This window comes from Azospirillum aestuarii (assembly GCF_016632405.1).
GTDB classification, from domain to species: Bacteria; Pseudomonadota; Alphaproteobacteria; order Azospirillales; family Azospirillaceae; genus Azospirillum; species Azospirillum aestuarii.
In genome coordinates this window covers 67,000-93,886 of the sequence record NZ_JAEPIV010000001.1, presented here as the reverse complement: position 1 = coordinate 93,886, position 26,887 = coordinate 67,000, and the positions used below count along the sequence as shown (strand labels likewise).

At 67.6% G+C, this 26,887-nt stretch carries 22 protein-coding genes; 11 read left to right on the top strand and 11 right to left on the bottom strand.

The window, feature by feature from the left end:
* Positions 1-86 precede the first annotated feature (86 nt).
* Positions 87-626 carry a TRAP transporter small permease subunit gene (locus tag JJL56_RS00455; protein ID WP_145627225.1) on the top strand — a complete coding sequence of 180 codons (540 nt, stop codon included), beginning with the start codon at positions 87-89 and terminating at the stop codon, positions 624-626.
* 20 nt (positions 627-646) lie between these two features.
* On the top strand, positions 647-2,158 hold the full coding sequence (locus JJL56_RS00450; RefSeq protein WP_200483798.1) for a TRAP transporter large permease: 1,512 nt from the start codon (positions 647-649) through the stop codon (positions 2,156-2,158).
* A gap of 119 nt (positions 2,159-2,277) precedes the next feature.
* On the opposite strand, the gene JJL56_RS00445 is transcribed toward JJL56_RS00450, so the two are convergent.
* The 3 genes from JJL56_RS00445 to recO form a co-directional block, all read right to left on the bottom strand.
* Positions 2,278-3,375 carry a TRAP transporter substrate-binding protein gene (locus JJL56_RS00445; RefSeq protein WP_145627228.1) on the bottom strand — a complete coding sequence of 366 codons (1,098 nt, stop codon included), beginning with the start codon at positions 3,373-3,375 and terminating at the stop codon, positions 2,278-2,280.
* A gap of 492 nt (positions 3,376-3,867) precedes the next feature.
* Positions 3,868-6,126 (bottom strand): DNA topoisomerase IV subunit A, encoded by a 2,259-nt coding sequence (gene parC / locus JJL56_RS00440; protein WP_200483797.1) that lies wholly within the window; start codon positions 6,124-6,126, stop codon positions 3,868-3,870.
* Between the two features lie 18 nt (positions 6,127-6,144).
* Entirely contained in the window at positions 6,145-6,867 is a 723-nt protein-coding gene (recO, locus tag JJL56_RS00435; RefSeq protein ID WP_200483796.1) for a DNA repair protein RecO, read from the bottom strand.
* Positions 6,868-7,071: 204 nt separating this feature from the next.
* Here recO and JJL56_RS00430 point away from each other — a divergent pair, with 204 nt between their 5' ends.
* The gene (locus JJL56_RS00430) at positions 7,072-9,603 is read left to right on the top strand and encodes a sensor domain-containing protein (RefSeq protein WP_200483795.1); all 2,532 of its coding nucleotides are present in this window, start codon (positions 7,072-7,074) and stop codon (positions 9,601-9,603) included.
* 106 nt (positions 9,604-9,709) lie between these two features.
* Positions 9,710-10,093 (top strand): hypothetical protein, encoded by a 384-nt coding sequence (locus JJL56_RS00425; protein WP_014198290.1) that lies wholly within the window; start codon positions 9,710-9,712, stop codon positions 10,091-10,093.
* A gap of 10 nt (positions 10,094-10,103) precedes the next feature.
* Here JJL56_RS00425 and JJL56_RS00420 read toward each other — a convergent pair whose 3' ends face one another.
* The 3 genes from JJL56_RS00420 to JJL56_RS00410 form a co-directional block, all read right to left on the bottom strand.
* Positions 10,104-10,616 carry a hypothetical protein gene (locus JJL56_RS00420; protein WP_145627235.1) on the bottom strand — a complete coding sequence of 171 codons (513 nt, stop codon included), beginning with the start codon at positions 10,614-10,616 and terminating at the stop codon, positions 10,104-10,106.
* 101 nt (positions 10,617-10,717) lie between these two features.
* On the bottom strand, positions 10,718-12,406 hold the full coding sequence (locus JJL56_RS00415; protein ID WP_200483794.1) for a DHA2 family efflux MFS transporter permease subunit: 1,689 nt from the start codon (positions 12,404-12,406) through the stop codon (positions 10,718-10,720).
* A 65-nt stretch (positions 12,407-12,471) separates the two neighbouring features.
* Entirely contained in the window at positions 12,472-13,578 is a 1,107-nt protein-coding gene (locus JJL56_RS00410; RefSeq protein WP_200484308.1) for an HlyD family secretion protein, read from the bottom strand.
* Positions 13,579-13,896: 318 nt separating this feature from the next.
* Between JJL56_RS00410 and JJL56_RS00405 the strand changes: the two genes are divergently transcribed.
* On the top strand, positions 13,897-14,517 hold the full coding sequence (locus tag JJL56_RS00405; RefSeq protein WP_145627239.1) for a TetR/AcrR family transcriptional regulator: 621 nt from the start codon (positions 13,897-13,899) through the stop codon (positions 14,515-14,517).
* Positions 14,518-14,528: 11 nt separating this feature from the next.
* Here the strand turns inward: JJL56_RS00405 and JJL56_RS00400 are convergent, their stop codons facing one another.
* On the bottom strand, positions 14,529-15,203 hold the full coding sequence (locus JJL56_RS00400) for a zinc-ribbon domain-containing protein (protein ID WP_145627240.1): 675 nt from the start codon (positions 15,201-15,203) through the stop codon (positions 14,529-14,531).
* A 219-nt stretch (positions 15,204-15,422) separates the two neighbouring features.
* On the opposite strand from JJL56_RS00400, the gene ftsE reads away from it, so the two are divergent.
* From ftsE to JJL56_RS00385, 3 genes are read left to right on the top strand one after another with little or no spacing between them, the layout of a single operon-like run.
* Entirely contained in the window at positions 15,423-16,103 is a 681-nt protein-coding gene (ftsE, locus tag JJL56_RS00395; protein ID WP_014198283.1) for a cell division ATP-binding protein FtsE, read from the top strand.
* A gap of 22 nt (positions 16,104-16,125) precedes the next feature.
* On the top strand, positions 16,126-17,028 hold the full coding sequence (locus JJL56_RS00390) for a cell division protein FtsX (RefSeq protein WP_200483793.1): 903 nt from the start codon (positions 16,126-16,128) through the stop codon (positions 17,026-17,028).
* Positions 17,029-17,063: 35 nt separating this feature from the next.
* A complete protein-coding gene (locus JJL56_RS00385) occupies positions 17,064-17,705 on the top strand; it encodes a YdcF family protein (protein WP_145627243.1) in 642 nt (213 codons plus the stop codon).
* Positions 17,706-17,715: 10 nt separating this feature from the next.
* Here JJL56_RS00385 and JJL56_RS00380 read toward each other — a convergent pair whose 3' ends face one another.
* Positions 17,716-19,458 (bottom strand): calcium-binding protein, encoded by a 1,743-nt coding sequence (locus JJL56_RS00380; protein WP_200483792.1) that lies wholly within the window; start codon positions 19,456-19,458, stop codon positions 17,716-17,718.
* A gap of 165 nt (positions 19,459-19,623) precedes the next feature.
* Between JJL56_RS00380 and JJL56_RS00375 the strand changes: the two genes are divergently transcribed.
* From JJL56_RS00375 to JJL56_RS00365, 3 genes are all read left to right on the top strand, one after another.
* Positions 19,624-20,406: a lysophospholipid acyltransferase family protein gene (locus JJL56_RS00375; protein ID WP_145627246.1), complete on the top strand. Its 783-nt coding sequence runs from the start codon at positions 19,624-19,626 to the stop codon at positions 20,404-20,406.
* Complete coding sequence (locus tag JJL56_RS00370) at positions 20,406-21,383, top strand: alpha/beta hydrolase family protein (RefSeq protein ID WP_200483791.1); 978 nt, start codon at positions 20,406-20,408, stop codon at positions 21,381-21,383. Before JJL56_RS00375 ends, JJL56_RS00370 begins: the two co-directional genes overlap by 1 nt.
* Before the next feature lie 118 nt (positions 21,384-21,501).
* Positions 21,502-23,766 (top strand): adenosylcobalamin-dependent ribonucleoside-diphosphate reductase, encoded by a 2,265-nt coding sequence (locus JJL56_RS00365; protein WP_200483790.1) that lies wholly within the window; start codon positions 21,502-21,504, stop codon positions 23,764-23,766.
* A 6-nt stretch (positions 23,767-23,772) separates the two neighbouring features.
* On the opposite strand, the gene JJL56_RS00360 is transcribed toward JJL56_RS00365, so the two are convergent.
* From JJL56_RS00360 to pdxR, 3 genes are all read right to left on the bottom strand, one after another.
* A complete protein-coding gene (locus JJL56_RS00360; protein ID WP_211110780.1) occupies positions 23,773-24,417 on the bottom strand; it encodes a DedA family protein in 645 nt (214 codons plus the stop codon).
* 112 nt (positions 24,418-24,529) lie between these two features.
* Positions 24,530-25,231, bottom strand: a complete 702-nt coding sequence (locus tag JJL56_RS00355; protein WP_200483789.1) for a glutamine amidotransferase — start codon at positions 25,229-25,231, stop codon at positions 24,530-24,532.
* A gap of 137 nt (positions 25,232-25,368) precedes the next feature.
* Entirely contained in the window at positions 25,369-26,859 is a 1,491-nt protein-coding gene (gene pdxR, locus JJL56_RS00350; RefSeq protein WP_200483788.1) for a MocR-like pyridoxine biosynthesis transcription factor PdxR, read from the bottom strand.
* Positions 26,860-26,887: the final 28 nt, after the last annotated feature.

Genomic DNA, 26,887 nt, shown 5'->3' with positions numbered 1-26,887 from the left:
GAACCGGCGCCCAGCGCCACCGTTCACAGGGCAACAAAAGGAACGGACGGGGTATACCCGTTCCAAACCAACAGGGAGGCTCTCCGTTGAGGTTCCTGCTCCGAATCAGCGGGCTGATCGATGCTGTCAACAACGGCATCGGCAAACTCGTTTATTGGCTGGTGCTGGTCGCCGTGATTGTCAGCGCCGGCAACGCGGTCATCCGCTACAGCCTCCATTACAGCTCCAACGCCTGGCTTGAGCTGCAATGGTATTTGTTCTCCGCGATTTTCCTGTTGTGCTCGGGCTACACGTTCCTGCGCAACGAACACATCCGGATCGACATCGTGCTCGGTCGCTTCTCCAGGCGCGTCCAGTGCATGGTGGACATCTTCGGGATCGTCGTCTTCCTGTTCCCGATGGCCATCCTGATCATGTGGCTTTCCTGGCCGATGTTCTGGGACAGCTTCATCACCAAGGAGATGTCGAGCGACGCCGGCGGCCTGATCCGCTGGCCTGCCAAGATCCTGGTTCCCGCCGGTTTCTTCCTGCTGACCATGCAGGCGGTGTCCGAGCTGATCAAGCGCATCGCCTTTCTGGCCGGTCTCATTGACGAGCCCGGCGAGAAGATGCACAGCCACTCCTAAGAGACCGGGGACCACACACGATGGCCGCCTTCCTCATTGAGAACATGGCGCCGCTGATGTTCGCGGCGCTTGTTCTTTTCCTATTGATGGGTTTCCCGGTCGCCTTCGCGCTCGCCGCGAACGGCCTCCTCTTCGGTCTGATCGGCATCGAGCTGGGTCTGCTGACCCCGGCGCTGTTCCAGGCGTTGCCGGAGCGCGTCTTCGGCATCATGCGCAACGACACGCTGCTGGCCATTCCCTTCTTCACCTTCATGGGCCTGATCCTCGAACGATCCGGCATGGCCGAGGATCTGCTCGACACGGTCGGGCAGCTCTTCGGCCCGCTGCGCGGCGGTCTGGCCTACGCCGTGATCTTCGTCGGCGCGCTGCTCGCCGCCACGACGGGCGTGGTTGCCGCGTCGGTGATCTCGATGGGCCTGATCTCGCTGCCGATCATGCTGCGCTACGGCTATGACCGGCGGGTCGCCACCGGCGTCATCGCGGCGTCGGGCACGCTGGCTCAGATCATCCCGCCGTCGCTGGTGCTGATCATCCTGGCCGACCAGCTCGGCCGTTCGGTCGGCGACATGTACGCCGGCGCCCTGGTCCCCGGCCTGGTGCTGACGGGTCTCTACACCGGCTACATCCTGATCACCAGCATCGTCCGCCCCGAGTACACCCCGGCCCTGCCGCCGGAGGCGCGGAGCCTGCGCGGCTTCCAGCTCCTGTTCCGGGTGCTGACCTCGCTGGTGCCGCCGCTGGTCCTGATCTTCCTGGTGCTGGGCACCATCTTCCTCGGCATCGCGACGCCGACGGAAGGCGGCGCCATGGGCGCCACGGGCGCCATGATCCTGGCGCTCATCAAGCGGCAGCTGAGCTGGTCGCTGATGCGTCAGGCGATGGACACGACGGCGAAACTGTCCTCCTTCGTTATCTTCATCCTGATCGGCTCGACGGTCTTCGGTCTGGTGTTCCGCGCCGTGAACGGCGACCTGTGGGTGGAGCATCTGCTGACCGGCCTGCCGGGCGGCGAACTGGGCTTCCTGATCGTCGTCAACATCATGGTCTTCCTGCTCGCCTTCTTCCTCGACTTCTTCGAGCTGGCCTTCATCATCGTGCCGCTGCTCGCCCCGGTCGCGGAAAAGCTGGGCATCGACCTGATCTGGTTCGGCGTCCTGCTGGGCGTCAACATGCAGACCTCCTTCATGCATCCGCCCTTCGGTTTCGCCCTGTTCTTCCTGCGAAGCGTCGCTCCACGGGAGGATTACAAGGACAAGATCACCGGGAAGATTATCAAGAAGATCACCACCGGCCAGATCTACTGGGGTGCTGTGCCATTCGTCTGCATCCAGCTGATCATGGTGGCGCTGGTCATCATGTTCCCGGAGATGGTCTTCTCCGGCCTGGACCGCGGCGAGCCGATCGACATCGACAACATCCAGATCGAGATCCCGGCCTTCGATTCGGGCGAACCGCCGCCGCCCTTCGGCGCGCCGGAACAGCCCGCCGAGGACCCCAACGCCGACCTCATGCGGCAGTTGCAGGGCAAGTAACCGGCCTACCTCTCCCTCCTCTCCCGCCCTGCGGGGGAGGACCCGGGAGCGGAAAGCCAACCGGGTCATCGGCACAAAAAAAGCCCCGCTTTCGCGGGGCTTTTTCGTGTCCGGCTTTGTCAGGACTTCTTTTTCGGCGTCGGGGCCGAGTAGACGAAGTTGTCGAAGGTATTCTCGGCGACGCGGAACCACAGATATTCCTCGTCGCGGAACTTGCGCCACTGCTCGTAGACCTTGCGGAACTTCTCGTTCTTCGCGGCCTCCTCCTCGTAGACGTCGAAGGTGGCCTGATAGCAGGCCTGCAGGATGTCGCGCGGGTAGGGCTTCAGCACCGTGCCGGCGCCGACCAGACGCTTCAGCGCGTGCATGTTCACCACGTCGTACTTGCCGACCATGTCGGCGGTCGCGTCGGCGCAGGCCGCTTCCAGAACCGCCTGATAATGCTTGGGAAGCTGCTCCCATTGCGGCAGGCTGACGAGGAAGGAGACCTGCGGACCGCCTTCCCACCAGCCGGGATAGTAGTAGTATTTGGCGACCTTGTTGAAGCCCAGCTTTTCATCGTCGTAGGGGCCGACCCACTCCGCCGCGTCGATGGTCCCCTTCTCCAGCGCCGGATAGATGTCGCCGCCGGCGATCTGCTGCGGCACGACGCCCAGGCGTTGCAGGATGGTGCCGGCGTAGCCGCCGATGCGGAACTTCAGGCCCTTGAGGTCCTCAACGGACTTCAACTCGTTGCGGAACCAGCCGCCCATCTGGGTGCCGGTGTTGCCCGCCGCGAACTGGATGATGTTGTAGCCCTTGAAGAACTCGCGCATCAGGTCCATGCCGCCGCCGTGGGTCATCCAGGCGTTCTGCTGGCGGGCATTCAGGCCGAAGGGCATCGCCGCGTCGAAGGCGAAGGTCGGGTCCTTGCCGACGTAATAATAGGAGACGGTGTGGCCGCACTCCACGGTGCCGTCCTTCACGGCGTCCAGCACCTGCAGGCCGGGAACGATCTCGCCGCTGGCGAAGGTGCGGATCTGGAACTTGCCCTCGGTCATCTCGGCGACCCGCTTGGCCACCCGCTCGGCACCACCGTAGATGGTGTCCAGGCTCTTGGGAAAGCTCGAGGCGCAGCGCCACTTGATCTCGGGGTTGCTCTGCGCGATGGCGGGGGCGGCCAGCGTGCTGGCGGCGACACCGACACCGGCGCTGGTGATGAAGGTACGGCGTTTCATGGCGGTCTCCTTGGGTCCTCTCGTCCCGGCGCGGGTGCACGCCGCCGTTCCGGCCCCCGGAAAGGGAGCGCGGCGTGCGAACCGAAAGGCTGTTGTTTGTTGGAAGTTATCTGGCAACGCCGGATCGACGTCACCGTGCGGGTCACGGACCGGGACTGCCGGAGCCGATGGGACCCCGTGCCACCGCTGTGCCTTCACACGGATCTGTGGTGACCATGCGCGTGCCTCCCCTGTCGCCCGGTGTTCCTTCGGCCCTGATGCCCCCGTTCGGGGCACCGCTTCGGCCGACGGCACCGAGTTCCTTTTGATACGATGACTATGCCGGAATCGCGGGTCAGAGTTCAAGTCCGAGCATGGCTCAACCCTACCAATTCGGGAACTTTCCGTCGGGAATTCCGCCAAAAGTGAAACGGGGAGCCAAAAGCCCCCCGTTTGCGTGCAACGTTAGGTCATCCAGGTCAGATGAAGCGCCAAACCGCGCGAACCGCCAAATTACGTAAAGCGGTTGACCTTGGGGAAGCCGTTGGGCGGCATCTTGCCCACGCCCGCGCGGTTGCCCAGCCAGCCGGTCAGGTTGGTGACGTTGAACTGCCGCTCGCCGTGCTTCCAGCTCAGCCCCTCGGCGATGGTGAAGACCTTGAGGTCGGACAGGCTGCCGTCCTTGTACTTCTGAAGCTGAACGCCCTTGCCGCGGGCCATCACCGGCACCTGATCCAGCGGGAAGACCAGCAGCAGGCGGTTGTTGCCGATGACGGCGACATGATCGCCCTCCGCCGGGATGCAGATCTTGGCGTCCTTGTTGTCGTCGGGGTTGAGGATCTGCTTGCCGGAGCGGGTCTGGGCGACGATTTCGTTCTCCTCGACCTGGAAGCCGCGTCCGTCCTCCGACGCGACGAGCAGGCGCCGGTCGGGCTGGTGCTTGAACAGGGTGATGATGTCCGCCTCGTTGCCGAGGTCGATCATCAGCCGCACCGGCTCGCCGAAGCCGCGCCCGCGCGGCAGCTTGTCGGCGGACAGCGTGTAGAACTTGCCGTTGGTGCCGAAGACGAGGAGCTTGTCGGTGGTCTCGCAATGGACCCAGAAACCTTCCTTGTCGCCTTCCTTGTACTTCACGTCGAGGCGCTCGGCGTCAGTCAGATGGCCGCGCACCGCGCGAATCCAGCCCTTCTGCGAGCACAGGACGGTCAGCGGCTCGCGCTCCACCATGGCGTCGACGGGGATGTCGATGATCGCCGTCGCGACGGCCACCTGCGTCCGGCGATCCTCGCCGAAACGCTTGCGCGTGTCCTCCGTCTCCTTGCCGATCCGTTCCCAGCGCAGGACCGTGTCGGAGAGAAGCTCCGTCAACCCGGCCCTCTCGGCGCTCAGCGCGTCGTTCTCGCGCTGGATCTCCATCTCCTCCAGCTTGCGCAGGTTGCGCAGCCGCATGTTGAGGATGGCCTCGGCCTGCACCTCGGTCAGGGAGAAGGCGCGCATCAGCTCCTGCTTCGGCTCGTCCTCCTCGCGGATGATGCGGATCACCTCGTCAAGATTCAGATAAGCGATGAGATAACCGCCCAGCACCTCCAACCGGTGGTCGATCTTGGCCAGCCGGTGACGGGAGCGGCGCTCCAGAACCTCCATCCGATGGTCGAGGAAGGCGTCCAGCACCTCGAACAGGTTCATGACGCGCGGGGCGTTGTCCTTGCCCAGCACGTTCATGTTCATGGCGAAGCGGATTTCCAGATCGGTCGTCTGGAACAGCGAGGCCATCAGGACCTCGGGGTCGACGTTGCGGCTCTTCGGCACCAGGACGAGACGCACGTCCTCCGCCGACTCGTCGCGCACGTCCTCCAGCAGCAGCAGCTTGCGGTTGGTCAGAAGCTCCGCGATCTTCTCGACCAGACGGGCCTTCTGCACCTGATACGGGACCTCGGTGACGACGACCTGCCAGGTGCCCTGCCCCAGCTTTTCCACTTCCCACCTGGCGCGAAGGCGGAAGGAGCCGCGCCCGGTCCGGTATGCCTCCACCACGTTGGCCCGCGGCTCCACCAGCACGCCGCCGGTCGGGAAGTCGGGGCCGGAGATCAGGGTGACCAGATCCTCGATCGACGGAGGGGGCGGCGCTTCCTTCTCGGCCATGAGCGCCTTCTCGCGGCGCTGCCGGTACTTCACGATCAGCCGCAGGGCGGAGCAGAGCTGGGCGGCGTTGTGCGGCGGGATGTTGGTCGCCATGCCGACCGCGATGCCGCTGGAGCCGTTGGCGAGCAGGTTGGGGAAGTTGGCGGGCAGAACCGCCGGCTCATCCCCGTCGCCGTCGTAGGTCGGGCGGAAATCGACCGCGTCCTCGTCGATGCCCTCCAGCAGGGCCTTGGCGACGTCGGTCAGGCGCGCCTCGGTGTAGCGCATGGCCGCGGCGTTGTCGCCGTCGATGTTGCCGAAGTTCCCCTGCCCGTCCACCAGCGGGTAGCGCACCGCGAAGTCCTGCGCCAGACGGACCAGCGCGTCGTAGACCGAGGTGTCGCCGTGCGGGTGGAACTTGCCGATCACGTCGCCGACCACGCGGGCCGACTTCTTCGGCGGCGTCGAGGGGTCGAGCCGCAGCTGGCTCATGGCGTAGAGCAGCCGCCGGTGCACCGGCTTCAGCCCATCGCGCACGTCGGGCAGCGACCGCGCCATGATGGTGGACAGCGCGTAGCTCAGATACCGCTCGCTCAGCGCGTCGCGGAGCGGCTTCTCCTGGATGTCGAGGACGGGGTCTTGGGACGTCATGGCGAGTGGATACCAAATCTAGCGGCCACGCGCCACAGTGTTCTCGTAACGTTCTCTTAATCGTTGCCTTGCGGGCGGCAACGGGCCGTTGAGCAGATGACGTTCCAGGAAATGGCCGGTCAGGCGCAGCCCGTCCTCCACCGCCTGCGGCCCGCCGCCGCCCAGCCCGATCAGGAATCCGGGCAGCGGCAGCAGCCGGTCGCGGTAGGGTTCCCCGGCCGACGCCGACACCGCGCGACCGGTGCGCGGGCTGACATAAGCAAGATAGTCGTTCGCCCCGGTGACCGCGCAACGGTCGAGATCCAGCCCGAATCCGAGATCCGCCAGCAACCCGACCTCCCACCGCACGTAGGATTCGGCCCAGGCGTCACCGCCCAGCAGGCCGAAGAGCGCCAGAAGGCCGTCGAACAGCGCCGGGTGCGGCTGATGTTCCGGCAGGGCGGCCTCGGTCAGCGCGCAGGCCGCGGTCAAGGTCGCGAGTCGCAACGGGTCATCCAGGAAGGCCGCGGCGTAGCCCTGCACCACCTCCAGCGTCAGCGTGCCCAGATGCTCCGGCAAACGCCCGCGCCAGCGCGCCGACACCAGCGTGCCGGGCTCCAACGCAGCGCGCGTGCGGCTGGACCGCCCGCCCATCACCATGCCGGCGTGCCGCCCATGGTCCCGCGTCAGCAGGGTGACCACCGCCGAGGTCTCGCCATGCGGACGGGCCGACAGCACAACCCCCTGATCGGACCACTCCATGGGCCTGCTTCCTTACGTTGACGGGCCACGACCTGTTCGCCCACGGCGCCCTGGCATGCCGCAGGGCGCCCGCAAGGCGGGTTCGGTCAATTTTTTCGCCAGCATGGCGTAAATCCTTTGCGACGGGGCTTCATTTCTCATTCACCATTCGGGCACTATGTTGCGAGTCACGGAATGCGGGCGTGCCGCGGCGGTGAGGGGGCTTTGAGCAGCACGATCGAGCGATATCTGCTGGCCGAGAAGGCTGGCTCCGAGGGCGTCTGGGACTGGGACCTTCGCAACGATACGATGTTCCTGTCTCCCCGCTTCAAGGAGTTTCTCGGCCTGCCGCCGGGCGAGATCAATCGCCCGGAAGATTGGCTCGACCATGTCCACCCCGACGACATCGACTGGCTCTACGCCTCCTTCGAAGGCCAGATGGTCGGCGTCTCGCTTCCTTTCCAGATCGAACACCGCGTCCGCCGCGTCGGAGCCGGGGTGTCTCCGGACACTATCGACTCCAACCGGGTTGACTCCAACTGGCGCTGGCTGGTCTGCCGTGGCATGGCGGTGCCCGACGAGTCGGGCGATCCGGTCCGTCTCGTCGGGTCGGTCGCCGACATCACCGATCGCAAGCACGCCGAACGCCAGCTGCGCAGGAGCGAGGAACGCTACGCTCTCGCCGCCGCGGCCAGCAACGATGGGTTGTGGGATTGGGACCTCGACGCCGGAACCGCCTATTATTCGCCGCGCTGGCTGTCGCTCCTCGGGCTGGCGGAGGGCAGCATCGGCACCAGCCCGGACGAATGGATGGAGCGCGTCCATCCCGACGACCGCCGCTCGTTGCGCGAGGCGCTCGACGTCCTGGGCGGCGACAACACCGTGTTCCAAATCGAATACCGCGTGCACCATGCCGATGGCGGCATCCGCTGGATGGCCTGCCGCGGCATCGCGGTGCTGGACACCCAAGGCCGCCCGGTGCGGCTGGTCGGCAGCCAGGCCGACGTCACCGACCGCAAAACCGCCGAGCAACGCCTGCTGCAGAGCGAGGAGCGCTACGCGCTGGCCGCTGCCGGAGCCAACGATGGGCTGTGGGACTGGCGGCTGGACACGGACGAGGTCTACTACTCCCCGCGCTGGGCGGCGATGCTCGGCTTTGCCGTGGACAGCCTGTCCAACCGCATCGGCGAATGGTTCGACCGCGTGCATCCCGACGATCTGGCCGGGCTGCGCACAGCCTTCGACCTGCATCTGACGGGCGAGCGGGAGCATCTCCAGCATGTATTCCGCATCCGCGCCGCCGACGAGGACGAGTTGTGGATGCTGGTCCGCGGCCTTGCCGTGCGCGACGGGTCGGGCCGGTCGGTGCGGATCGCCGGCTCGATGACCGACATCACCGCCCAGAAGCGGGCGGAGCAGCAGCTTCTGTTCGACGCCTTCCACGACGGCATGACCGGCCTGCCCAACCGCACCCTGCTGCTGGACCGCATCGGCCAGGCGCTGGACCGCAACCGGCGGGCCGGCGGCAAGGCTTTCGCCGTCATTTTCATCGATCTCGACCGCTTCAAGTCGATCAACGACGCGCTGGGGTCCGGCGTTGGCGACCGGCTGCTGAAGACCATCGCCGAGCGGCTGGACGAAACCCGCCGCATGGGCGACACGCTGGCCCGCCTGTCGGCGGACGAGTTCGCCGTGCTGCTGGACGGCATCGACGACGTGGGCGACGCCCTGTCCGCGGCGGAACGCATGGGCGAGGCCGTCGCGCGGCCGCTGGCGCTGGACGGGCACGAATTCGTCCTGTCCGCCTCCATCGGCATCGCGCTCAGCGTCTCCGGCTACGACCGGGCGGAGGAGATGCTGCGCGACGCCAGCCTCGCCATGTACCGGGCCAAGTCGGGCGGGCGGGCGCGCATCGATGTCTTCGACAGCAACCTGCGCCGTCAGGCGATGGCCCAGATGCGCACGGAAACCGACCTGCGCACGGCGTTGGAGCAGAACCAGCTGGTCCTCTATTACCAGCCGATCGTCGCCCTGTCCTCGGGCCACATCGCCGGCTTCGAGGCGCTGATGCGCTGGCAACACCCGCAGCGCGGGCTGGTCCCGCCGGGTGAGTTCATCCCGCTGGCCGAGGAGTCGGGCCTGATCGTCCCGATGGGCCGCTGGGCGCTGCGCGAGGCGGCGCGCCAGCTCGGCCAATGGCAGACCCGTTTCCCGCGCTCCACCCCGCTGTTCATGAGCGTGAACGTCTCCTCCCGCCAGTTCAGCGACGACGACCTGATCGGGCTGGTGAGCGAGGTGCTGCAGGAAAGCCGGGTCCCGCCGTCCAGCCTGAAGCTGGAGATCACGGAAAGCCTGCTGATGAAGGACCCCGCCAAATGCCGGGTGCTGATGCAGGGCATCCGCGACATGGACGTGCGCCTGTCCATCGACGATTTCGGCACCGGCTATTCGTCGCTGTCCTACCTGCACAAGTTTCCGGCGGACACGCTGAAGATCGACCGCAGCTTCGTCCAGGCCATCTCGTCGGGCGAGGGCAACGCCGCCATCGTGCAGGTGATCGCCACGCTGGCCGCCATCCTGGGCATGGAGGCGGTCGCCGAAGGCGTGGAAACCGAGATGGAGTCAGAGTTCCTGCGCGACATCATGTGCAAGTACGCGCAGGGCTACCTCTACGCCCGACCGGCCCCCGCCGACGCCATCGAGGCGCTGCTGGCCCGCGAGGCGGAGAAACCGCTGGCCGTTCCCAGCCTGGCGTAGCCTCCGCATCCCCCATCCCGGCCCCATCCAACGGACACTTTCCCCGGCACCGTTCTTTGTGCGAGTGTCCGCGCTCTTTCATTGGGACAGATCAGGATCTCGCGTTATGGCCGACCGCAACTGCGGAGAATGCACGCTGTGCTGCAAGCTGATGGGCGTGCCCGAACTGAAGAAGCCTTCGGCCAAATGGTGCGTGTCCTGCGACCAGGGCAAGGGCTGCACCGTCTATGAGGAGCGCCCGCAATCCTGCCGGAACTTCCAGTGCTTCTGGCTGATGGACGAGAATTTCCCCGATGAGTTCAGGCCCGACCGCATCCACGCCCTGGCCGCCTTCAACGACGTGAAGGACAGCTGCGTCCTCCACGTCGATCCGGCCAAGCCGCGGGCCATGTCCAGCCCGAAGGTCAACGCCCTGATCGACGCGCTTCTCAAGAGCTACGCCAAGGTGTTCGTGCTGTCCGGCAAGGAAAGCGCGCTGATCCAGCGCTGACCGCCTGCGGTCACCCCCCGCGGAAGTTGAGCAGGCTCGGCGCCTTGTCGATGATCTCCTCCAGGATCAGGGAGGCTGTTTCCAGATCGCGCTCCAGGTCCGTGCCCAGCTTGCCGGCGTAGTTGGGGCGCTGCAGCTTCTCGTGGGCGTCGTGCAGGCTGCGCAGTTCCGCCACGAATATCTCGCGGGCGCCCATCGGCAGGATCGGGTTGGCCGACAGCACGAAGAAGAAGCGCATGCTGGCCCGCACCAGGAGGGCCAGCATCACCGTGTCCAAGCGCTCGAACTGATCGCGCAGATCGTCGGACCGGGTATCAACGAGGTTGCGAAGCCGCTGCTCGATCAGGATGACGAGCGCCTGGAACTCGCCCACCTTGTCGCGGAACTCGCGGTAGGCGCCGAAGCTGTGCTTGCTCGCCTCGTGCTCGGCCAGCTGGGCGAGCTTCGACGCCTCCCGGCACTGGCGCTCCAGCGCGGACAGCAGTTCCTTGACCTCGGCGCGGGTGTATTGGCGCTTGCTCATGACGGTGGAGAAACCCTTCGACGCGACGGCCTGCCCTATAGCACGAAGACAAGCGCCGGTCACCGGGATGCTTCACCGGCGCACAGGAAAGGCAGCCGTCCTCAGTGATCCGCCGCCGCCGGCTTGCCGCCCGGACGCCGCACCAGCGGCATCAGCAGGAGCCCGGCGAAGAACACGCCGGCCATCAGCAGCAGGCAGTCGTTGAAGGTCAGCACCATCGCCTCCCGCTCCACCATGCGGGCCAGCGTCTTCATGGCGGCGGCCTGCGGATCGGCGACCAGCCCGTCGAACTTGGTGGCCAGCCCGTCCAGCGTCTCCTGCACCAGCGGGCGGGCGAGGTTCAGATTGTCGCCCAACCGGTTCATGTGCAGGGCCGCCCGCTCCAGCAGCACGGTGTTGATCGCCGCCAGACCGATGGCGCCGCCCAGGTTGCGCATCAGGTTGTAGAGGCCCGACGCGTTCTTGAGCTGCTCCGGCGGCAGGGTGCCCAGCGCGATGGTGTTCACCGGGATGAAGCACAGCATCAGCGACAGGCCGCGCACCGCCTGCGGAAGGAACAGCTCCCAGAAGCCGGACTGGTTGGTCAGGTGGGCGTTCAGCCAGACGCCGGTGCCGAACAGGCACAGCCCCAGCGCCAGCATCACCCGCAGGTCGAGCTTCTTCGACAGCACCCCGGCGATCGGCGCGGACAGGAACTGGAAGGCGCCGGTCACGAACATGATCGTGCCGATCTGCAGGCTGTTCAGCCCGCGCACCCGCGCCAGGAACAGCGGCTGCAGATAGACCGCCCCGTAAAGCCCGATGCCGATGATGAAGCTGTAGAGCGAGCCGATGGCGAAGTTGCGGTCCAGGAAGGCGCGCAGTTCGACGATCGGGTTGCGGTAGGTCAGCACCCGCCAGAAGAAGCCGACGGCGGACACCGCGGCGACCACCGCGAAGATCGCCACATACTCGTCCTGGAACCAGTCCTGGCGCGGACCTTCCTCCACCACGAACTCCAGGCTGCCGAGGAAAGCGGCCATCAGGCCCAGACCGATGAAGTCGAAGCCCTTGCGCAGCGCCGGGTTGGGCTTGTCCACGTCGACCAGCGTCCACACCAGCGAGGTCACGGCGATGCCCGGCAGCACGTTGGCCAGGAACAGCCAGTGCCAGGAGAAGCTCTGGGTCAGCCAGCCGCCCAGCGTCGGCCCGAGCGTCGGCGCCATGGTGGCGACCAGACCGATCATCACCGACACGCCCGCCCGCCTTTCCGGCGGGAACAGGGAGAAGCTGGTGGCGAAGACGGTCGGGATCATCGCGCCGCCGATGAAGCCCTGCAACGCCCGCCACACGATCATCGATTCGATGCTGGAGGTGAAGGCGCAGGCGACGCTGGTCAGGGTGAAGCCGGCGGCGGCGATGGTGAACAGCACGCGGGTGGACAGAATCCGCGCCAGCATGCCGGACAGCGGGATCATCACCACCTCGGCGATGAGGTAAGAGGTCTGCACCCACGAGATCTCGTCGGCGCTGGCCGCGAGGCCCGCCTGGATCTCCGACAGGGAGCTGGAGACGATCTGGATGTCCAGGATCGCCATGAACATGCCGACGACCATGGACAGGAAGCCCAGCCAGTCGCGCGTCGTCACCGGACGCGGTCCCGCCGTGGGCGGGGAAGAGGGAGCCGCCGCGCCCCGGCCCGCGGGGGGCGGGGGAGTTTGGAGCCGGGACGCGGCGGTCTCGCCGCCCGCATCCGCCGGGGGATTGGCGTCGCGGGCGGTGGGCGTGTCGTCGCTGGTGATGGCGGTCATGGTCGCCCTCTCCAGGACGAAAGAGATTGGAACGAAAGCGGTTGTCGTCTCACGCTAAGGCGCGGTTACTTCGACGCGACCGTCCGGCCGGGGACCAGCGCGCCCATGACGGTGCCCGCGTGGTGCGGCTGGTCCTCGGCGCCGCGGGTGTCCACCTCGGCGACCACCGACAGGCCGGGGCGCAGCAGGCCGGACAGCGCGCTGTCGCGCGGCAGGGCGATGCGCACCGGCACGCGCTGGACGATCTTGGTGAAGTTGCCGGTCGCGTTCTCCGGCGGCAGCAGGCTGAACTGCGAGCCCGACGCCGGGGCGAAGCTCTCGACCCGACCCAACAGGCGCCTGTCCGGATAGGCGTCCACCTCCACCGTCACCGGCTGGCCGGGGCGCATGCGGGCGAGCTGCGTCTCCTTGAAGTTGGCGACCACATAGACGTCGGGCAGCGGCACCAGCGAGAGAAGCTGCACGCCCGGACGCGCGTACTGGCCGACCTGGACGCCGCGGTTGCCGACCACCCCGTCCACCGGGGCGCGGATGACCGTGTTGTTCAGATCGTTGCGCGCGGTCTGCAGGGCGGCCTCGACCTGGCGCAGCCGGGCGTCGGTCTCGCTGCGGCTGGCGTTCAGCACGCCGACCTGGTCCTGTTCCGCCACCAGCGCCGCACGGGCGCGGGCGGTTTCAGCCACCGCCTTGCGCAGATCGGCGTCCGCCGTCTCGAACTTCTGGCGGCTGGCCCAGCTGTCGTTGGCCAGCGCGCGGGTGCGGTCGAAATCCTGCTGGGCGCGGCGCTGCTCCGCCTCGGCGCTGGTCACCGAGGCGGCGGCCTGATCGATGATCGCCTTCTGGAGCTGCAGCTTGCTGTCGATGGTGCCGAGAGCCGCCCTCTGCGCGGCGACGTTGGCCTCAGCCTCCGCGACCTTGGCGCGGAAGTCCTGATCGTCCAGAACCGCCAGGACGTCGCCGGCGGCGACCTGCTGGTTCTCGGCCACCCGGACGTCCCGCACATAGGCGGACACCTTGGGGCTCACCACCGTGATGTCGCTGTGCACATAGGCGTTGTCGGTCGACTCGAAGAAGCGACCCTCGGTCCACCAGCCCCAGCCGGCGTAGCCGCCACCGGCCAGCGCCGCCACCGCCACACCCGACAGAACGATCTTCCGCACGGCCTTGACCATCGTCTTCCAACCCACCCGTTTCGGTTCTTCGCCCGTCACGGGCCGGCTTGCCGCCGCCCCACCGGAACTGAACCGTTCAGTTTAGTCTTGCGGAAAAATGATCGAGGCCCTACCTGTTGTCAAGAGTGAACTGAACGGTCTAGTTTTAACGTTTGGGATTGTGGTTGAATGCGGAACGCGCTACGGCAGCGGGGACTCGGCGCACGAAGTCCCGCAAGCACCGCCGGCACCGTGGCCGGCACCGTGGTAGAACAGGACGCAGGGTCGGTTGCAGGACACCCGGTTGCAGCACACCCGGTTTCAGGATACGAGGAACGCATGAGCACGCTGGTCGCCCCCACACCGGAGGCAGGATCGAAGCCCGCGCAGATCCTGGAGGCCGCCGGAAAGCTGTTCCTGGACCATGGCTATGGCGCCGTCAGCATGGACGCCATCGCCAAGACGGCCAACGTGTCCAAGGCGACGCTCTATGCCCATTTCGGCAGCAAGGACGAGCTGTTCCGCGTCATGGTCGCCCGCGAATGCAAGGGGCAGGCGATGGCCGCCGTGTGCGACGAGGCACGCGCGCTCGACATGGCCGACGGGCTGCGCCTGATCGCCCGCCATTTCGTCACGCTGATCCTGTCGCCGCAGGCGCTGGCCGGCTACCGCGTGGTGGTCGGCGAGGCGCACCGCTTCCCCGAGCTGGCGAGCGCCTTCTACGAAGCCGGCCCGGCCCGCACCATGGAACACATCAGCGCCTTCATGACCGACCTCGACCGTCGCGGCCAGCTGCGCATCCCCGACCCGCTGCTGGCGGCGGAGCAGTTCGTCGGCCTCGTCAAGTCGCACACGCATCTGCGTTTCATGCTGTGCCTGTCAGAACGCCCGACGGAGGAGCAGCTGACCCGGATCGTCGACGGCGCGGTCTCCCTGATCATCCGGGGCTACGCGCCATAACAGAACTGGGCTCAGCGTCCCCCGTCGAAGGTGATCATGACCTCCTGCACACCGGCGGCGTCCGCCTGGACATCGCGGAAGGTGGCGATCTCACCGGGAAGGATCTGCGGCGGCACCGGTTCGACGGTCCAGTTCCTCAACGGCTGACGGTCGGCGCCCAGCGCGGTGACCCGCAGCGTCGGCACCATGCGCGCCGTCTCGGAGACGTTGAGAATCTGCCCTTCCACCAACAGAGCCGTCTTGCCATCCTCGGCCTTCTGTTCCGAGCGGACGTTCTGAAGCTGGAGGCCGCTGCCCGGCGGTTCCACAGGCAGGCCGACCGTCTCGTAGAACAGGGCGGCCGGAGGCCACAGCCGCACCACGGTGGCACGGCCGAAATAGCCGGCGGCGCCGATGACCACCAGCACCGCCACGAAGGCCCCCCAGCCGACCAGCGCCCGGCGCCGCGCTCCCGCCGCCGCCGCGGACTTGGCAGGCGCCTTCTTCTTGGAGGATGGCGTTTTGGAGGATGGCGGCGGGACCGGGTGGAACTCGGTCACCTCGTCCGGATGGAAGACGGAGTCGTCCTGCGGCGACTGCCACCACATGTGGCCGCATTGGGCGCAACGCACCTTCCGGCCCTGCGGACCGACCGCCGAATCGGCAAGAGTGTACCGTGTGTCGCAGGCCGGGCAGGTGATGATCATAGATGCCGATCGTTGTCACCGAATTTGCAGACTGTCCTTATAGGTAGTCATGAGGTGTGAAGCAAGGAACGCACGGGCGCCACGTGCGGCCGTCCCAAACCGGATGATCGGTGCCGCAGGACGGACAGCGGTGGACGCGCCGGCCCCTGCCGGTGCATTGTCCATCCGCGCACCCGGCGGGACGCCGCCGGGGCCTTCCGTTGCGCCTTTGGTGGGACCGTGATCCGTTTCGAGAATGTGGGACTGCGCTATGGCACCGGACCGGAGGTGCTGCGCGACATCAGCTTCACCCTGCCGCCCGGCTCGTTCCACTTCATGACGGGGGCGAGCGGGGCCGGCAAGTCGTCGCTGCTCAAGCTGATGTATCTGGCGCTCCGCCCGTCGCGCGGGCTGGTCACCCTGTTCGGCAAGGACATGGCACGGGTCAAGCGCACCGACCTGCCGGCGCTGCGCCGCCAGATCGGGGTGGTGTTCCAGGATTTCGCCCTGCTCGACCATCTTTCGGCGCTCGACAACGTGGCCCTGCCGCTGCGCATGGGCGGTGCCCGCGAATCGGACGTGGTGGAGCACTGCACGGAGATCCTGCGCTGGGTCGGCCTGGGCAACCATCTCAATTCCCTGCCCTCCACCCTGTCGGGCGGGCAGCAGCAGCGCGTCGCCATCGCCCGCGCGGTCATCAACCGCCCGCGCCTGCTGCTGGCCGACGAGCCGACCGGCAACGTCGACGACGGCATCGGCATGCGCCTCCTCTATCTGTTCGAGGAGCTTCACAAGCTGGGCACCACCGTGGTCATCGCCTCCCACAACGAGGCGCTGATCCGCCGTTTCGAGCACCCGCGCCTGATGCTGGAGAACGGGCGTCTGCACGTCCTGCCGGCGCACGCCTCGCGCTGGGCCTGAAGCGGAGGAAAGGAGACACGTCATGGCCCTGCCGCCGCTGACACGCCGAAACTCCGACCTGCCACTGGCGAAGGACCCGACCTCGCGCTTCCTCATGGGGCTGACCGCGCTGATGGTCTATCTGGCGGCGCTGGCGCTGGCCGGGGCCCTGCTCGTCTCCGACATGACCAGGCGCTGGGACAGCGGCTTGGCCGGCGGGCTGACGGTGCAGATCATGCCCTTGCCCGACAGCGCCCAGGCCGACCCGCTGGAAGAGCGGACGGAGGCCGCGCTGACCGTCCTGCGCTCCACCCCCGGCATCGCGACTGCCAGCGTGCTGTCCAGCGGCGACGTCGGCCGGCTTCTCGAACCCTGGCTGGGCAAGGAGGCCGCCGACCCGCTGCTGCCGATGCCCCGGCTGATCGACGTGATGACCAACGGGCCGGTGGACACGGCGGCGCTGTCGTCGCGCCTGACGTCCGCCGCCCCCGGCGCGACGCTGGACGACCATGCGGTGTGGCTGGCCGATCTGCGCCGCTTTGCCGGGGCGATGCATCTGGCGGCGCTGGGCATCGTGGCGCTGATCGGCGGAGCCGGCGTGATGGCGGTGATCTTCGCCGTGCGCTCCGGCCTCGCCATCCACCGCCATGTGGTGGAGTTGTTGCACCTGATGGGGGCCACCGATCGCTATGTGGCGCGACAGTTCGAATCGCACGTCATCGGCCTGACCCTGCGCGGCGGGCTGACCGGGCTGCTGCTGGCCGCCGGCACGCTGGGCGGGATCGGCCACGCCGCCGCCGGGCTTCACGCCAGCCTGCTGCCGGACCTCGCCACCTCGCCCTGGTGGGCCGTCGCCGCGCTGGCCGCCGTGCCGCTGGCCGCCTGCCTGCTGGCCGCCCTGACCGCGCGCTGGACGGTGCTGCGCACGCTGGAGTCGATGCCGTGACCGCGCTCCCGCTCCGTCCGTCCGGAGGCTGAGGGATGGCGACCCACACGCGGCGCGCCCGGGTCCTGCGGGCTTTGCGACGGCTGCTGCTGCTGGCGATGCTGGGCGGGCTGGCGTGGCTCGGCGGGCTGTTCTGGTTCGCCGCGTCGATCCCCCGCACCCCGCCGCTGCCGGGCAGCGCCGAGGCCACCCGCAACACCGACGCCATCGTCGTGCTGACCGGCGGCAGCGGGCGGCTGAGCACGGGATTGGAGCTGCTGGCCGACGGGCGGGCGCACCGGCTGTTCGTCTCCGGCGTCTACGAAGGGCTGGAGGTGCAGGAGCTTCTGAAACGCTCCCGCCAGTTCCCCGGCGAGATGGAATGCTGCATCACGCTTGGCTATTCGGCGGACAGCACGGTCGGCAACGCCTACGAGACGGCGGACTGGCTGCGCGCCCAGGGCTTCACCTCGATGCGGCTGGTCACCGCCAACTACCACATGATGCGCAGCCTCCTGGAGTTCCGCATGGTGATCCCGGAGGTCGAGGTGGTGCCCCACCCCGTCGCCTCCCCCAACGTCCATCTGAACGACTGGTGGCTGTGGCCGGGCACCGCGAATCTGCTGATGACGGAATACAACAAATACATTGTGACCTACGCGCGGTCCTTGCTGGCGTCCGTCATCGACAGCCGGTGAGGCCTTCCCTTCACGTGAACCACGCGTCCGAGATGCCGGTGCGCCCGATCACCGTGAGGGTGCTGCCGTCGGACAGGGAGAACACGGTGCTGCCGCCCGAGACTCTGGCTCCCGCAATCAGTTGGGTGACGGTGGCGTCGCCGAAGCTCAATGTGTCCTCCTCCGGGTTGAAATCGAACACGAGGTCGTGACCATCGCCGAGGCCAAACGAGAAGACGTCCCGTCCGGCTCCGCCAACCAACCAATCGTCACCGGCGAAACCACGCAGGAGGTCGTCACCGCCCCCACCGAACAGCGTGTCGTTCCCGGCGTCCCCAATCACCGTGTCGTTGCCGGCGCCGCCATCGATCAGATCGTTGCCGCCGCCGCCGCCCAGCAGATCGTCGCCGTCGCCACCCAGGATCGAATCGGCTCCGTCACCGCCGACAATGGTGTCCGCGCCCTCGTCACCGGTCAGCAAATCATCGCCGGCCATTCCGAAGATGAGATCGGCACCCCAACCGCCGATCACGGTGTCGGTTCCGTCCTCCCCAATCAGCGTGTCGTCACCGTCGTCGCCGCTGATGAGATCGGCGCCGTCGCCGCCCCCGATGAGATCGTTTCCGCCGCCTCCCAACAGCGTGTCGTCGCCGCTGCCGCCGGAAAGGGCGTCGTTTTCCCCTCCTCCGGAAACAAAGCGGTGGTTGCCAGACGGACCGCCATTGCCAGGCGGGTTCTCCGGAGGCGGTTGGTAGCCTGGCAACACCAGGACGCCCGGCGCTCCGGGCAGCTGGTTCAGGACCAGCCCCTTGTCCAGAATGATGGTGCGGTCCATCATGCCGTCACCGTCCCGATCGATCTCGATCAGTGTGGATTTGGCAGTGGTCCGGTAATAAATGAATCCCCGACCCCGATAGCCGTCCGGCACGCCGGGATACGGCAGCTCCCCGAGAAAGGGCATGCCCAGGGCTGACAGGTCGATACGGTCGTCCTTGCTGAAATCGGTGATCTGGACGGGGTCATGTCGGTCCGTAGGCAGGATGCGGAAGACATCATGCCCGGCCCCGCCGGTCATGACGATGTGCCCGCCACCACTCACCAGCGTGTCGTTCCCATCTCCGCCGGCCAACGTATCCGCACCACCCCCGCCGATGAGACTGTCGTCACCGTCACCACCGTCCAAGCTGTCGTTGCCTCCAAACCCGCGCAAAGTGTCGTTCCCGGCACCGCCCGTCAGGGTGTCATGGCCGCCTCCACCATCCAGCAAGTCGTTTCCGCCGGTGCCGCCGACCGCACGGTCCTGCACGCGAACCAGAACGCCCGAGGAACCGGCAAGCTCCTCAAGGGCATGCCGCCCCTCCAGCGTGATGGTCCGGCTCAACATGCCGTCGCCATTGTTGTCGATGACGATCTGGGTGTTGCCCGCCACGACGCTGTAGCGAATGTGCCCTATCCCGTGGTACCCGGCGGGCATTCCCGCAATCGGTGCTTCTCCAATGAAGGGCAGGTTCAACGCCGCCAGATCGATACGGTCGCCGTCACTGAAATCCTTGATGATGGCGTAGGGATAGCCCGTTTCCGGAGCGAACCGGAACACGTCGTTCCCAAGGCCGCCAAACAAGGTGTCGGCACCCGCCCCGCCATACAGCGTATCGTCACCGTCACCGCCCACCAGATGATCGTCACCCGCCTCACCGAGAATATAAGCCACGACAGCAACCTCGAAGAAGTATTTATGGATTTTCCATCTACCATTTCGCGAAATTTTCTTCAACCCATGATGATTTCAGGCCGATGCAGGCTGCTATTTTAACCAAAAGGCGCATCGCGCGCTTGCGTCTCGGGCTTGGAGCGCCGACCGGCGCCATCATGGGCAGCACCGTGTCCGGACCGTGCTCCGAGCTTGAGAAGCGGAGCGAATCCTGACAAGTTCTCGGCCATGATCTTCCTGCGCTCCCTCGCCTTCAACGTCGCCTTCTACGTGTGGACGGCGGTCATCTGCGTCGGCATCCTGTGGACGCTGCTCCTGCCGCGGCGGAGCATGATCCGCGTGATCACGTGGTATTTCGGCACCGTCTCGTGGCTGGAGCGCACGCTCGCCGGCATCCGTTACGAGGTGCGCGGGCGGGAGCACGTCCCCAAAAGCGGGTCGTTCCTCCTGGCCGCCAAGCACCAGTCGGCCTGGGAGACGATGAAGCTGCACTTCCTCGTCAACGACCCAGCGATCATCCTGAAGCGCGAGCTTCTGTGGATTCCCATCTGGGGCTGGTACGCCGCCAAATCCCGGATGATCGCCGTGGACCGCGGCGCCAAGGGCCGCGCCGTCGCCTCGATGGTCCGGAACGCCCGCCCGGTGCGGGACGAGGGGCGGCCCATCGTGATCTTCCCGCAGGGGACGCGGGTCGCCGTCGGCGCCTATCGCCCCTACCGGATCGGCGTGGGCGTGCTCTACGACCATCTCAAAATCCCCATCGTGCCGATGGCGCTGAACGCCGGCCTCTATTGGGCGCGCAACAGCTTCATCAAGCGGCCGGGCACCATCATCGTGGAATTCCTGCCCCCCATCCCGCCGGGCCTGGGCCGCGCCAAGGCCATGCAGGAGTTGGAGGAGCGGCTGGAGGCGGCCACCGACCGGCTGGTCGTCGCCGCGGGCGGCCCGGCGACCTTGCGGCCCAAGACGGCGGAACCGGTCACCGCCGACGTGGCCGAAACCGCGTCCTGATGCGCCGCGGCGAGGCCTTCGCCATTATCGCGGGGCTCACCCTGGCGATGGCGACGGACGCGCAAGCCCAGTCCAAGCCGAGCGCGGAACGCTTCTCCAACGCCGCGGTGACCGGGGGCGTCACCATCACCCGAAAGGCCTGCGCCGCGTTGGAGGCGCAGGAAACCGCCGCCTGGGTCGAGGTGGACGGGCGTGGGGAATGCCTGCGCTACTACGCGGCGGGCCTGCGCCCCGCCCCCGATCCCAACCCCATCGCCGCGGCCTGGATGCACGGCGACATCATGGGGACCAAACCGACCTCCGTCGGCCATCAGGAGGGATTGGGCGTCGCCGCCATGATCGACCAGGAACGGGCCTTGTCGGAGCGGTTCGGCATTCCCTTCCTGTTCCTCGCCCGGCCCGGCGCCTATGGCAGTTCCGGCCGCTTCTGGACGACGCGCCACACGCCGCGCGAGGCGGCCTTGATGAACGCGTTGCTCGACGTCCTGAAAGCCCGCTACGGCGTGACGAGTTGGGCGCTGGGCGGGCACAGCGCCGGGGGCACGCTGACCGCGGAGTTCCTGGCCCGCCGCAATGACCTGCGCTGCGCGGTCATCTCCTCCGGCGCGCCGGCCTACCGCGCCTATCTGGAGGCTCGGGGGCTGCGGACGCTGCTGGCCCGCCCGCAGGGCTGGTTCGACCCCGCTGACTCGCTGGACCGCATCCCGCCCGATCCCAAACGCCGCGTCTTCATCATCGGCGACCCGCGCGAGACCAACATCCCGTTCCACACCCAGCGCGGCTATTTCGACGCCTTGACGTTGCTCGGGCACGCGGCGTGGCTGGTGCCGCTGGAGCGGGCGCCCGCCCCGCGCCACCACAGCCTGGTGGACTTCGGCGAAACCGCTCTCGGCCTGTGCGGGTCCGGCGCCGACAGCGGACAGATCCTGGCGACGCTCAAGGCCATGCCGGACCAGCGGGAGCGGATCAGCAACTGACAGCCGGAACGCATGAGGAACGGGCGGGTTGACCCCGGCAAGGGCGCCCCCTACTCTTCGGGCACCGCTGTCGGCGGGCCGGCGCTGCGGACCGGCCGCCCGCGCGAAGGGAGGACGCATGACGGGGATCGCCGCCATATCCCAGCGGATCTGGGACATGAAATACCGCTTCAAGTCCGCCGCGGGCGACCCCATCGACCAGACCGTCGCCGACACCTGGCACCGCGTCGCCATGGCGCTCGCCGCGCCGGAAGCCGACCCGCCGGTCTGGGCGCCGCGCTTCGAGCGGGCGTTGTCCCGTTTCGAGTTCCTGCCCGCCGGGCGCATCCTGGCCGGGGCCGGCACCGGGCGGACGGTGACGCTGTTCAACTGCTTCGTCATGGGGCGGATCGAGGACGACCTCGGCGCCATCTTCGCCCACCTTCGCGAAGCCGCGCTGACCATGCAGCAGGGCGGCGGCATCGGCTACGACTTCTCCACCCTGCGGCCCAAGGGCGCGCTCGTGAAGGGCGTCGGCGCCGACGCCTCCGGCCCGCTGTCCTTCATGGACGTGTGGGACAGCATGTGCCGCACCATCATGTCGGCGGGCGCCCGGCGCGGCGCGATGATGGCGACCCTGCGCTGCGACCATCCCGACATCGAGGATTTCATCGACGCCAAGCGCGAGCCCGGCCGGCTGCGCATGTTCAACCTGTCGGTCCTGGTCACCGACGCCTTCATGAACGCGGTGCGCGAGGACCGGCCCTGGCCGCTGGTCTTCGACGGGCAGGTCCACCGCGAGGTGCGGGCCCGCGGCCTGTGGGACCGCATCATGCAGGCCACCTACGCCTATGCGGAGCCGGGCGTCATCTTCATCGACCGGGTGAACGGGCAGAACAACCTGAATTATTGTGAGTCCATCTCCGCCACCAACCCCTGCGGCGAGCAGCCGCTGCCCCCCTACGGCGCCTGCCTGCTCGGCTCGATCAACCTCGCCGCCCTGGTGCTCGACCCGTTCGAGGAGACGGCCCGGCTCGACACCGACCGGCTGAAGGAGCTGACGGCGCTCGCGGTCCGGATGATGGACAATGTGGTGGACGCCTCGCGCTTCCCGCTGGAACCGCAGGCGCGGGAGGCCCACGCCAAGCGCCGCATCGGGCTGGGCGTCACCGGGCTGGCCGACGCGCTGATCCTCTGCCGCGCCCGTTACGGCGGCGAGGCGGCGGTGGCGCTGACCGACTCCTGGCTGAAGACGATCCGCAACGAGGCCTACCGCGCATCCGCCCGGCTGGCGGGGGAGAAGGGAGCCTTCCCGCTCTACGACCGCGACGCCTATCGGAACGCCCCGATGGTGCGGGGACTGGACGAGGACGTGCGCGGCCTGATCGCCGAGCATGGCATTCGCAATGCGCTTCTGACCTCCATCGCGCCGACGGGCACGATCTCGCTGTTCGCCGACAACGTGTCGTCGGGGATCGAGCCGGTCTTCTCCTACAGCTACGAGCGCACCGTCCTGATGCCCGACGGCACCCGTCGCACGGAGGAGGTGAGCGACCACGCCTACCGCCTGTTCCGCGCACGGTTCGGAACCGAACAGCCCCTGCCCGATTATTTCGTGGACGCGCAGTCCCTGACCCCGGCGGAGCATGTGGTGATGCAGGCGGCCGCCCAGCGCCATGTGGACAGCTCCATCTCCAAGACCATCAATTGTCCGGAGGACCTGCCCTTCGACGCCTTCAAGGACGTCTATTGGCAAGCCTATGAACTCGGCTGCAAGGGCTGCACCACCTACCGCCCGAACGCGGTCACCGGCTCCGTCCTGTCGGTGAAGAAGGAGGGCACAGCATCGCCTCCCGTTCCGATGGCCAAGCCGCCCGATCGTCCGGAGACCCTGCCGGGCGAAACCTACAAGGTGCGCTGGCCGGACAGCGACCACGCCATGTACATCACCATCAACGACATCGTGGAGGACGGCCGCCGCCGGCCCTTCGAAGTCTTCATCAACTCCAAGAACATGGAGCATTACGCCTGGACCGTGGCGCTGACGCGGATGATCTCCGCGGTGTTCCGCCGCGGCGGCGAGGTCGGCTTCGTCGTGGAGGAGTTGAAGGCGGTCTTCGATCCACGCGGCGGCGCCTGGATGCAGGGCCGCTACGTCCCCTCCCTGCTGGCGGCCATCGGGGACGTGATCGAACGGCATCTGAAGGCCATCGACATGCTGCCGGACGACGGGGCGCTGAGCGCGCCGCCGTCCGCCGATTTCGAACCCGCTTCCGCGACCGTGGTCAGCGGAACCGAGCCGGCCAATCTCCGGCAATGCCCGAAATGCGGCCAGCCCGGCCTGATCCGGCAGGAGGGCTGCGACACCTGCCTGAGCTGCGGCTACTCCAAATGCGGTCCGTGAGGGGGATCAGCAGCGGGACGGCTGGCCGGAAATCGGTGGTGCCAACACGCAGGGCCTATCGCCTCCATTCCGAGACGCGGCAGGCGTCGCCGTGGCGCCGGACAGGAGTTCGTCGATTCCGACTCCCTTCGCGATGGCGAAGCCGGGCGTCATCATCAAAGGCACCCAGATCACCGCGGACAACAGGTTGGCGGTCTGGAAGCTGTGGTGAGGCATCGCCATCATTCCGGCGGTGATCGGCACCACCGGCCGCAGCGGCCCGAGGAAGCGGGCAAAGAAGACGCTCTTGCCGCCGTGGCGCAGGAAGAAGCGGCTGCCCCGCTCCAGGAGTTCCGGCCGCTGGCGAAAAGGCCAAACAGCCGGGACACGATCACCGAACACCCGGCCGAGCCAATAGGACACGGCGTCGCCCAGCACCGCGCCCAGCGCGATGGCGGCGTAGACCTGCCAGAAGCCGAGAGCGCCGGAGGCGACCAGCGCGCCCCCCGTGGCGATCAGCACCACACCCGGCACCACGAGCCCCACGAAGGCCAGGGACTCCGCGAAGGCGCACAGGAAGAGAATCACCTCCGCCCAGGATGCATTCGCTTCGATGAAGGCCCCCCAACGCTCCATGCCGTCGATCAGCACGTTCCTTGCTGCGTCGTTCATTCAAGTTCCCTGTGAGGCGGCTCGTTGGAGCGGACTGTGCCACAGATCGGCGCCACAGATCGGCAGCGTCGTGCAGATCAGTGAAAATCCCATCCCGCCTCGCCGCACAGGGTCAGGCCACACCCTGAAGCCACTCGGCCAGCATCCTTTGCCCGGCCTCGCGCAACTCCGGACCGATCCGCGCCGCTTGGCCGCGCAGCACGCGCGGGTCGATGCCGGCCCCGGCCAACTCGGCGGCATGCCCCGTCAGCCATCGCTCGATGCCGGCGGCCACATCGACCTCCGGATGGAATTGCAGGGCCAGCGCATGGCGGCCGAGCGCGAATCCCTGGGTTGCGCAGAGCGGCGTCGACGCCAGGTTCTCCGCCCCGGCGGGGATCTGGAAGGCGTCCCCATGCCAGTGCAGCACCGGAACGCCCTCCAGATGGCGAAGCGGTCCAGCCCGTCCGGCATCACTGAGCGTGAGCGGGCCGAATCCGATTTCCTTGTGGCCCATGGGGCGCACCGCCGCGCCGAGCGCCTTGGCGATCTGCTGCGCGCCCAGGCAGATGCCGAGCGTCGGTCGCTCCGCGGCCAGCCTGTCCGCCAGGAGGGAGGTTTCCTCGGCGAGATACGGATAGGCGTCGCTTTCGTAGACCCCGACGGGACCGCCGAGGACGATCAGCAGATCCGGCTCCAGCGGGTCGAGCGTCGCGAAAGGGGCCGCGTCGAGATCGTGATAACGCACCGTGTAGCCGGCCTCCGACAGCACCGCGCCGAAGATGCCGAGGTCTTCAAAATGGACGTGCCGGATCGCCAGCGCCGTTTTGTGCATGGGTCGCCTTCCCTTTCCAAATGGGAATCATCAAGGATTGGTCGGCTTTCCGATAGCAGGAAAATGGCACGCCATACCCAGCCATTCCCAGACACCCAACCAGACCAATTGATCCGATGCCGCGCGCCCGCGCCATGCTATGGCTTCGTCGCCGCGCGAAACGCCTTCTCCAGCGTCCTGACCGCCGTCTCGATCTCAAAGGGCGTGTAGGCCGCGAAGCCCATCAGGAAACCGGCCTTGCCGTCGCCGGCGGCGTGCAGCGCCGACAGGCCGAGGAGTTCGATCCCGGCCCGTCGCGCCGCGTCGACGGCGGTGCGCTCCGCAAGGCCGCCGGTCAACAGGCAGGGCATCTGCAGCCCGCCGATGGGAACCTGCGGCTCGACGAAATCCGACAGGTGCTTGCCGACGAGGCCCGCCAGCACGTCGAGGCGTTCGGCGTAGACGCCGCGCATGGCGCGGACATGCGCCCCGAAATGCCCACCCTCCATGAAGCGGGCCAGCGTGAGTTGCGCCATGGGGGCCGTGTGCCCATCCAGCAACGTGCGCGCGACGGTCATCGGCTTCACGAGCTGGGGCGGCAGCACGGCGTAGCCGATCCGCAGTCCGGGAAAGAGCGATTTGGTGAAGGTGCCGATGTAGATGGTGCGTCCATGCGGATCGAGACCCTGCACGCAGGCCGTCGGCTTGCCCGCGTAGCGGAACTCGCTGTCATAATCGTCCTCGATGATCCAGGACCGATGCAGGGCCGCCCATTCGATCAGGGCCAAGCGGCGGTCCAGTGCCAACGTCGCGCCGGTTGGGAACTGATGGGACGGCGTCAGGAAGACCGCCTTCGCCCTGCGCGGCTCGGCCAGTATCTGATCGACGACGATGCCGTGCCGGTCGACGCGGATCGGAACGCAGTCCAGGCCCGCCGCCTCGAACGCCTTGCGCGCGCCGTAATAGGCCGGGTCCTCCAGGAAGATCCCGTCGCCGGGGTCGAACAGCATGCCCGCGCAGAGCGCCATGGCCTGTTGCGAGCTGGTCAGCACCAGGACGCGGTCGGCGGTGGCGCGCGCGCCGCGTTCGAGGTTCACATAGTCGGCGATGGCGCGGCGAAGCGGCTCGGTCCCCTGCGGATCGCCGTGGAACAGGCTTTGCGCGCCGACCTCCTTGCGAACCTGCCGTTCCAGGCGCTCCCAGAGCGCAAGCGGAAAGGTCCGGGTTTCCGGAACGCCGTGAGCGAAGGGCCGCGGCACCGGCATCTCTCGCACGCCGCCACCGCTGAACACGGCGGCCCCGCGCCGGCTGAGAGCCGGTGCCTGATCGCTCGGGAACGTGTCACGCCGGGGCAGGCGTCGGCCGGGGGTGAACTCGGTGATCTCCGCGACGAAGCTGCCGCTGCCCACGCGCCGGTCGATGAATCCTTCGGCGTGAAGCTGGGCGTAGGCCGCCTCGATCGTGTCGCGCGACACCCCCAGCGATACGGCGAGCGCGCGCGAGGCGGGCAGCGGCTTGCCCGGCCCAAGCGCGCCGTCGACGATCAGTTGCCGGACAGCCCGCTGAATCCGCGCGTGGAGCGGCATCGCCGCGTGGGCGGGGTTGGCGATCCACGCCTTCACGGACTCAAGCTGGGAATGCCGGAACAAATGGTCTGGCCTTCTTTGGGAAAGCGGA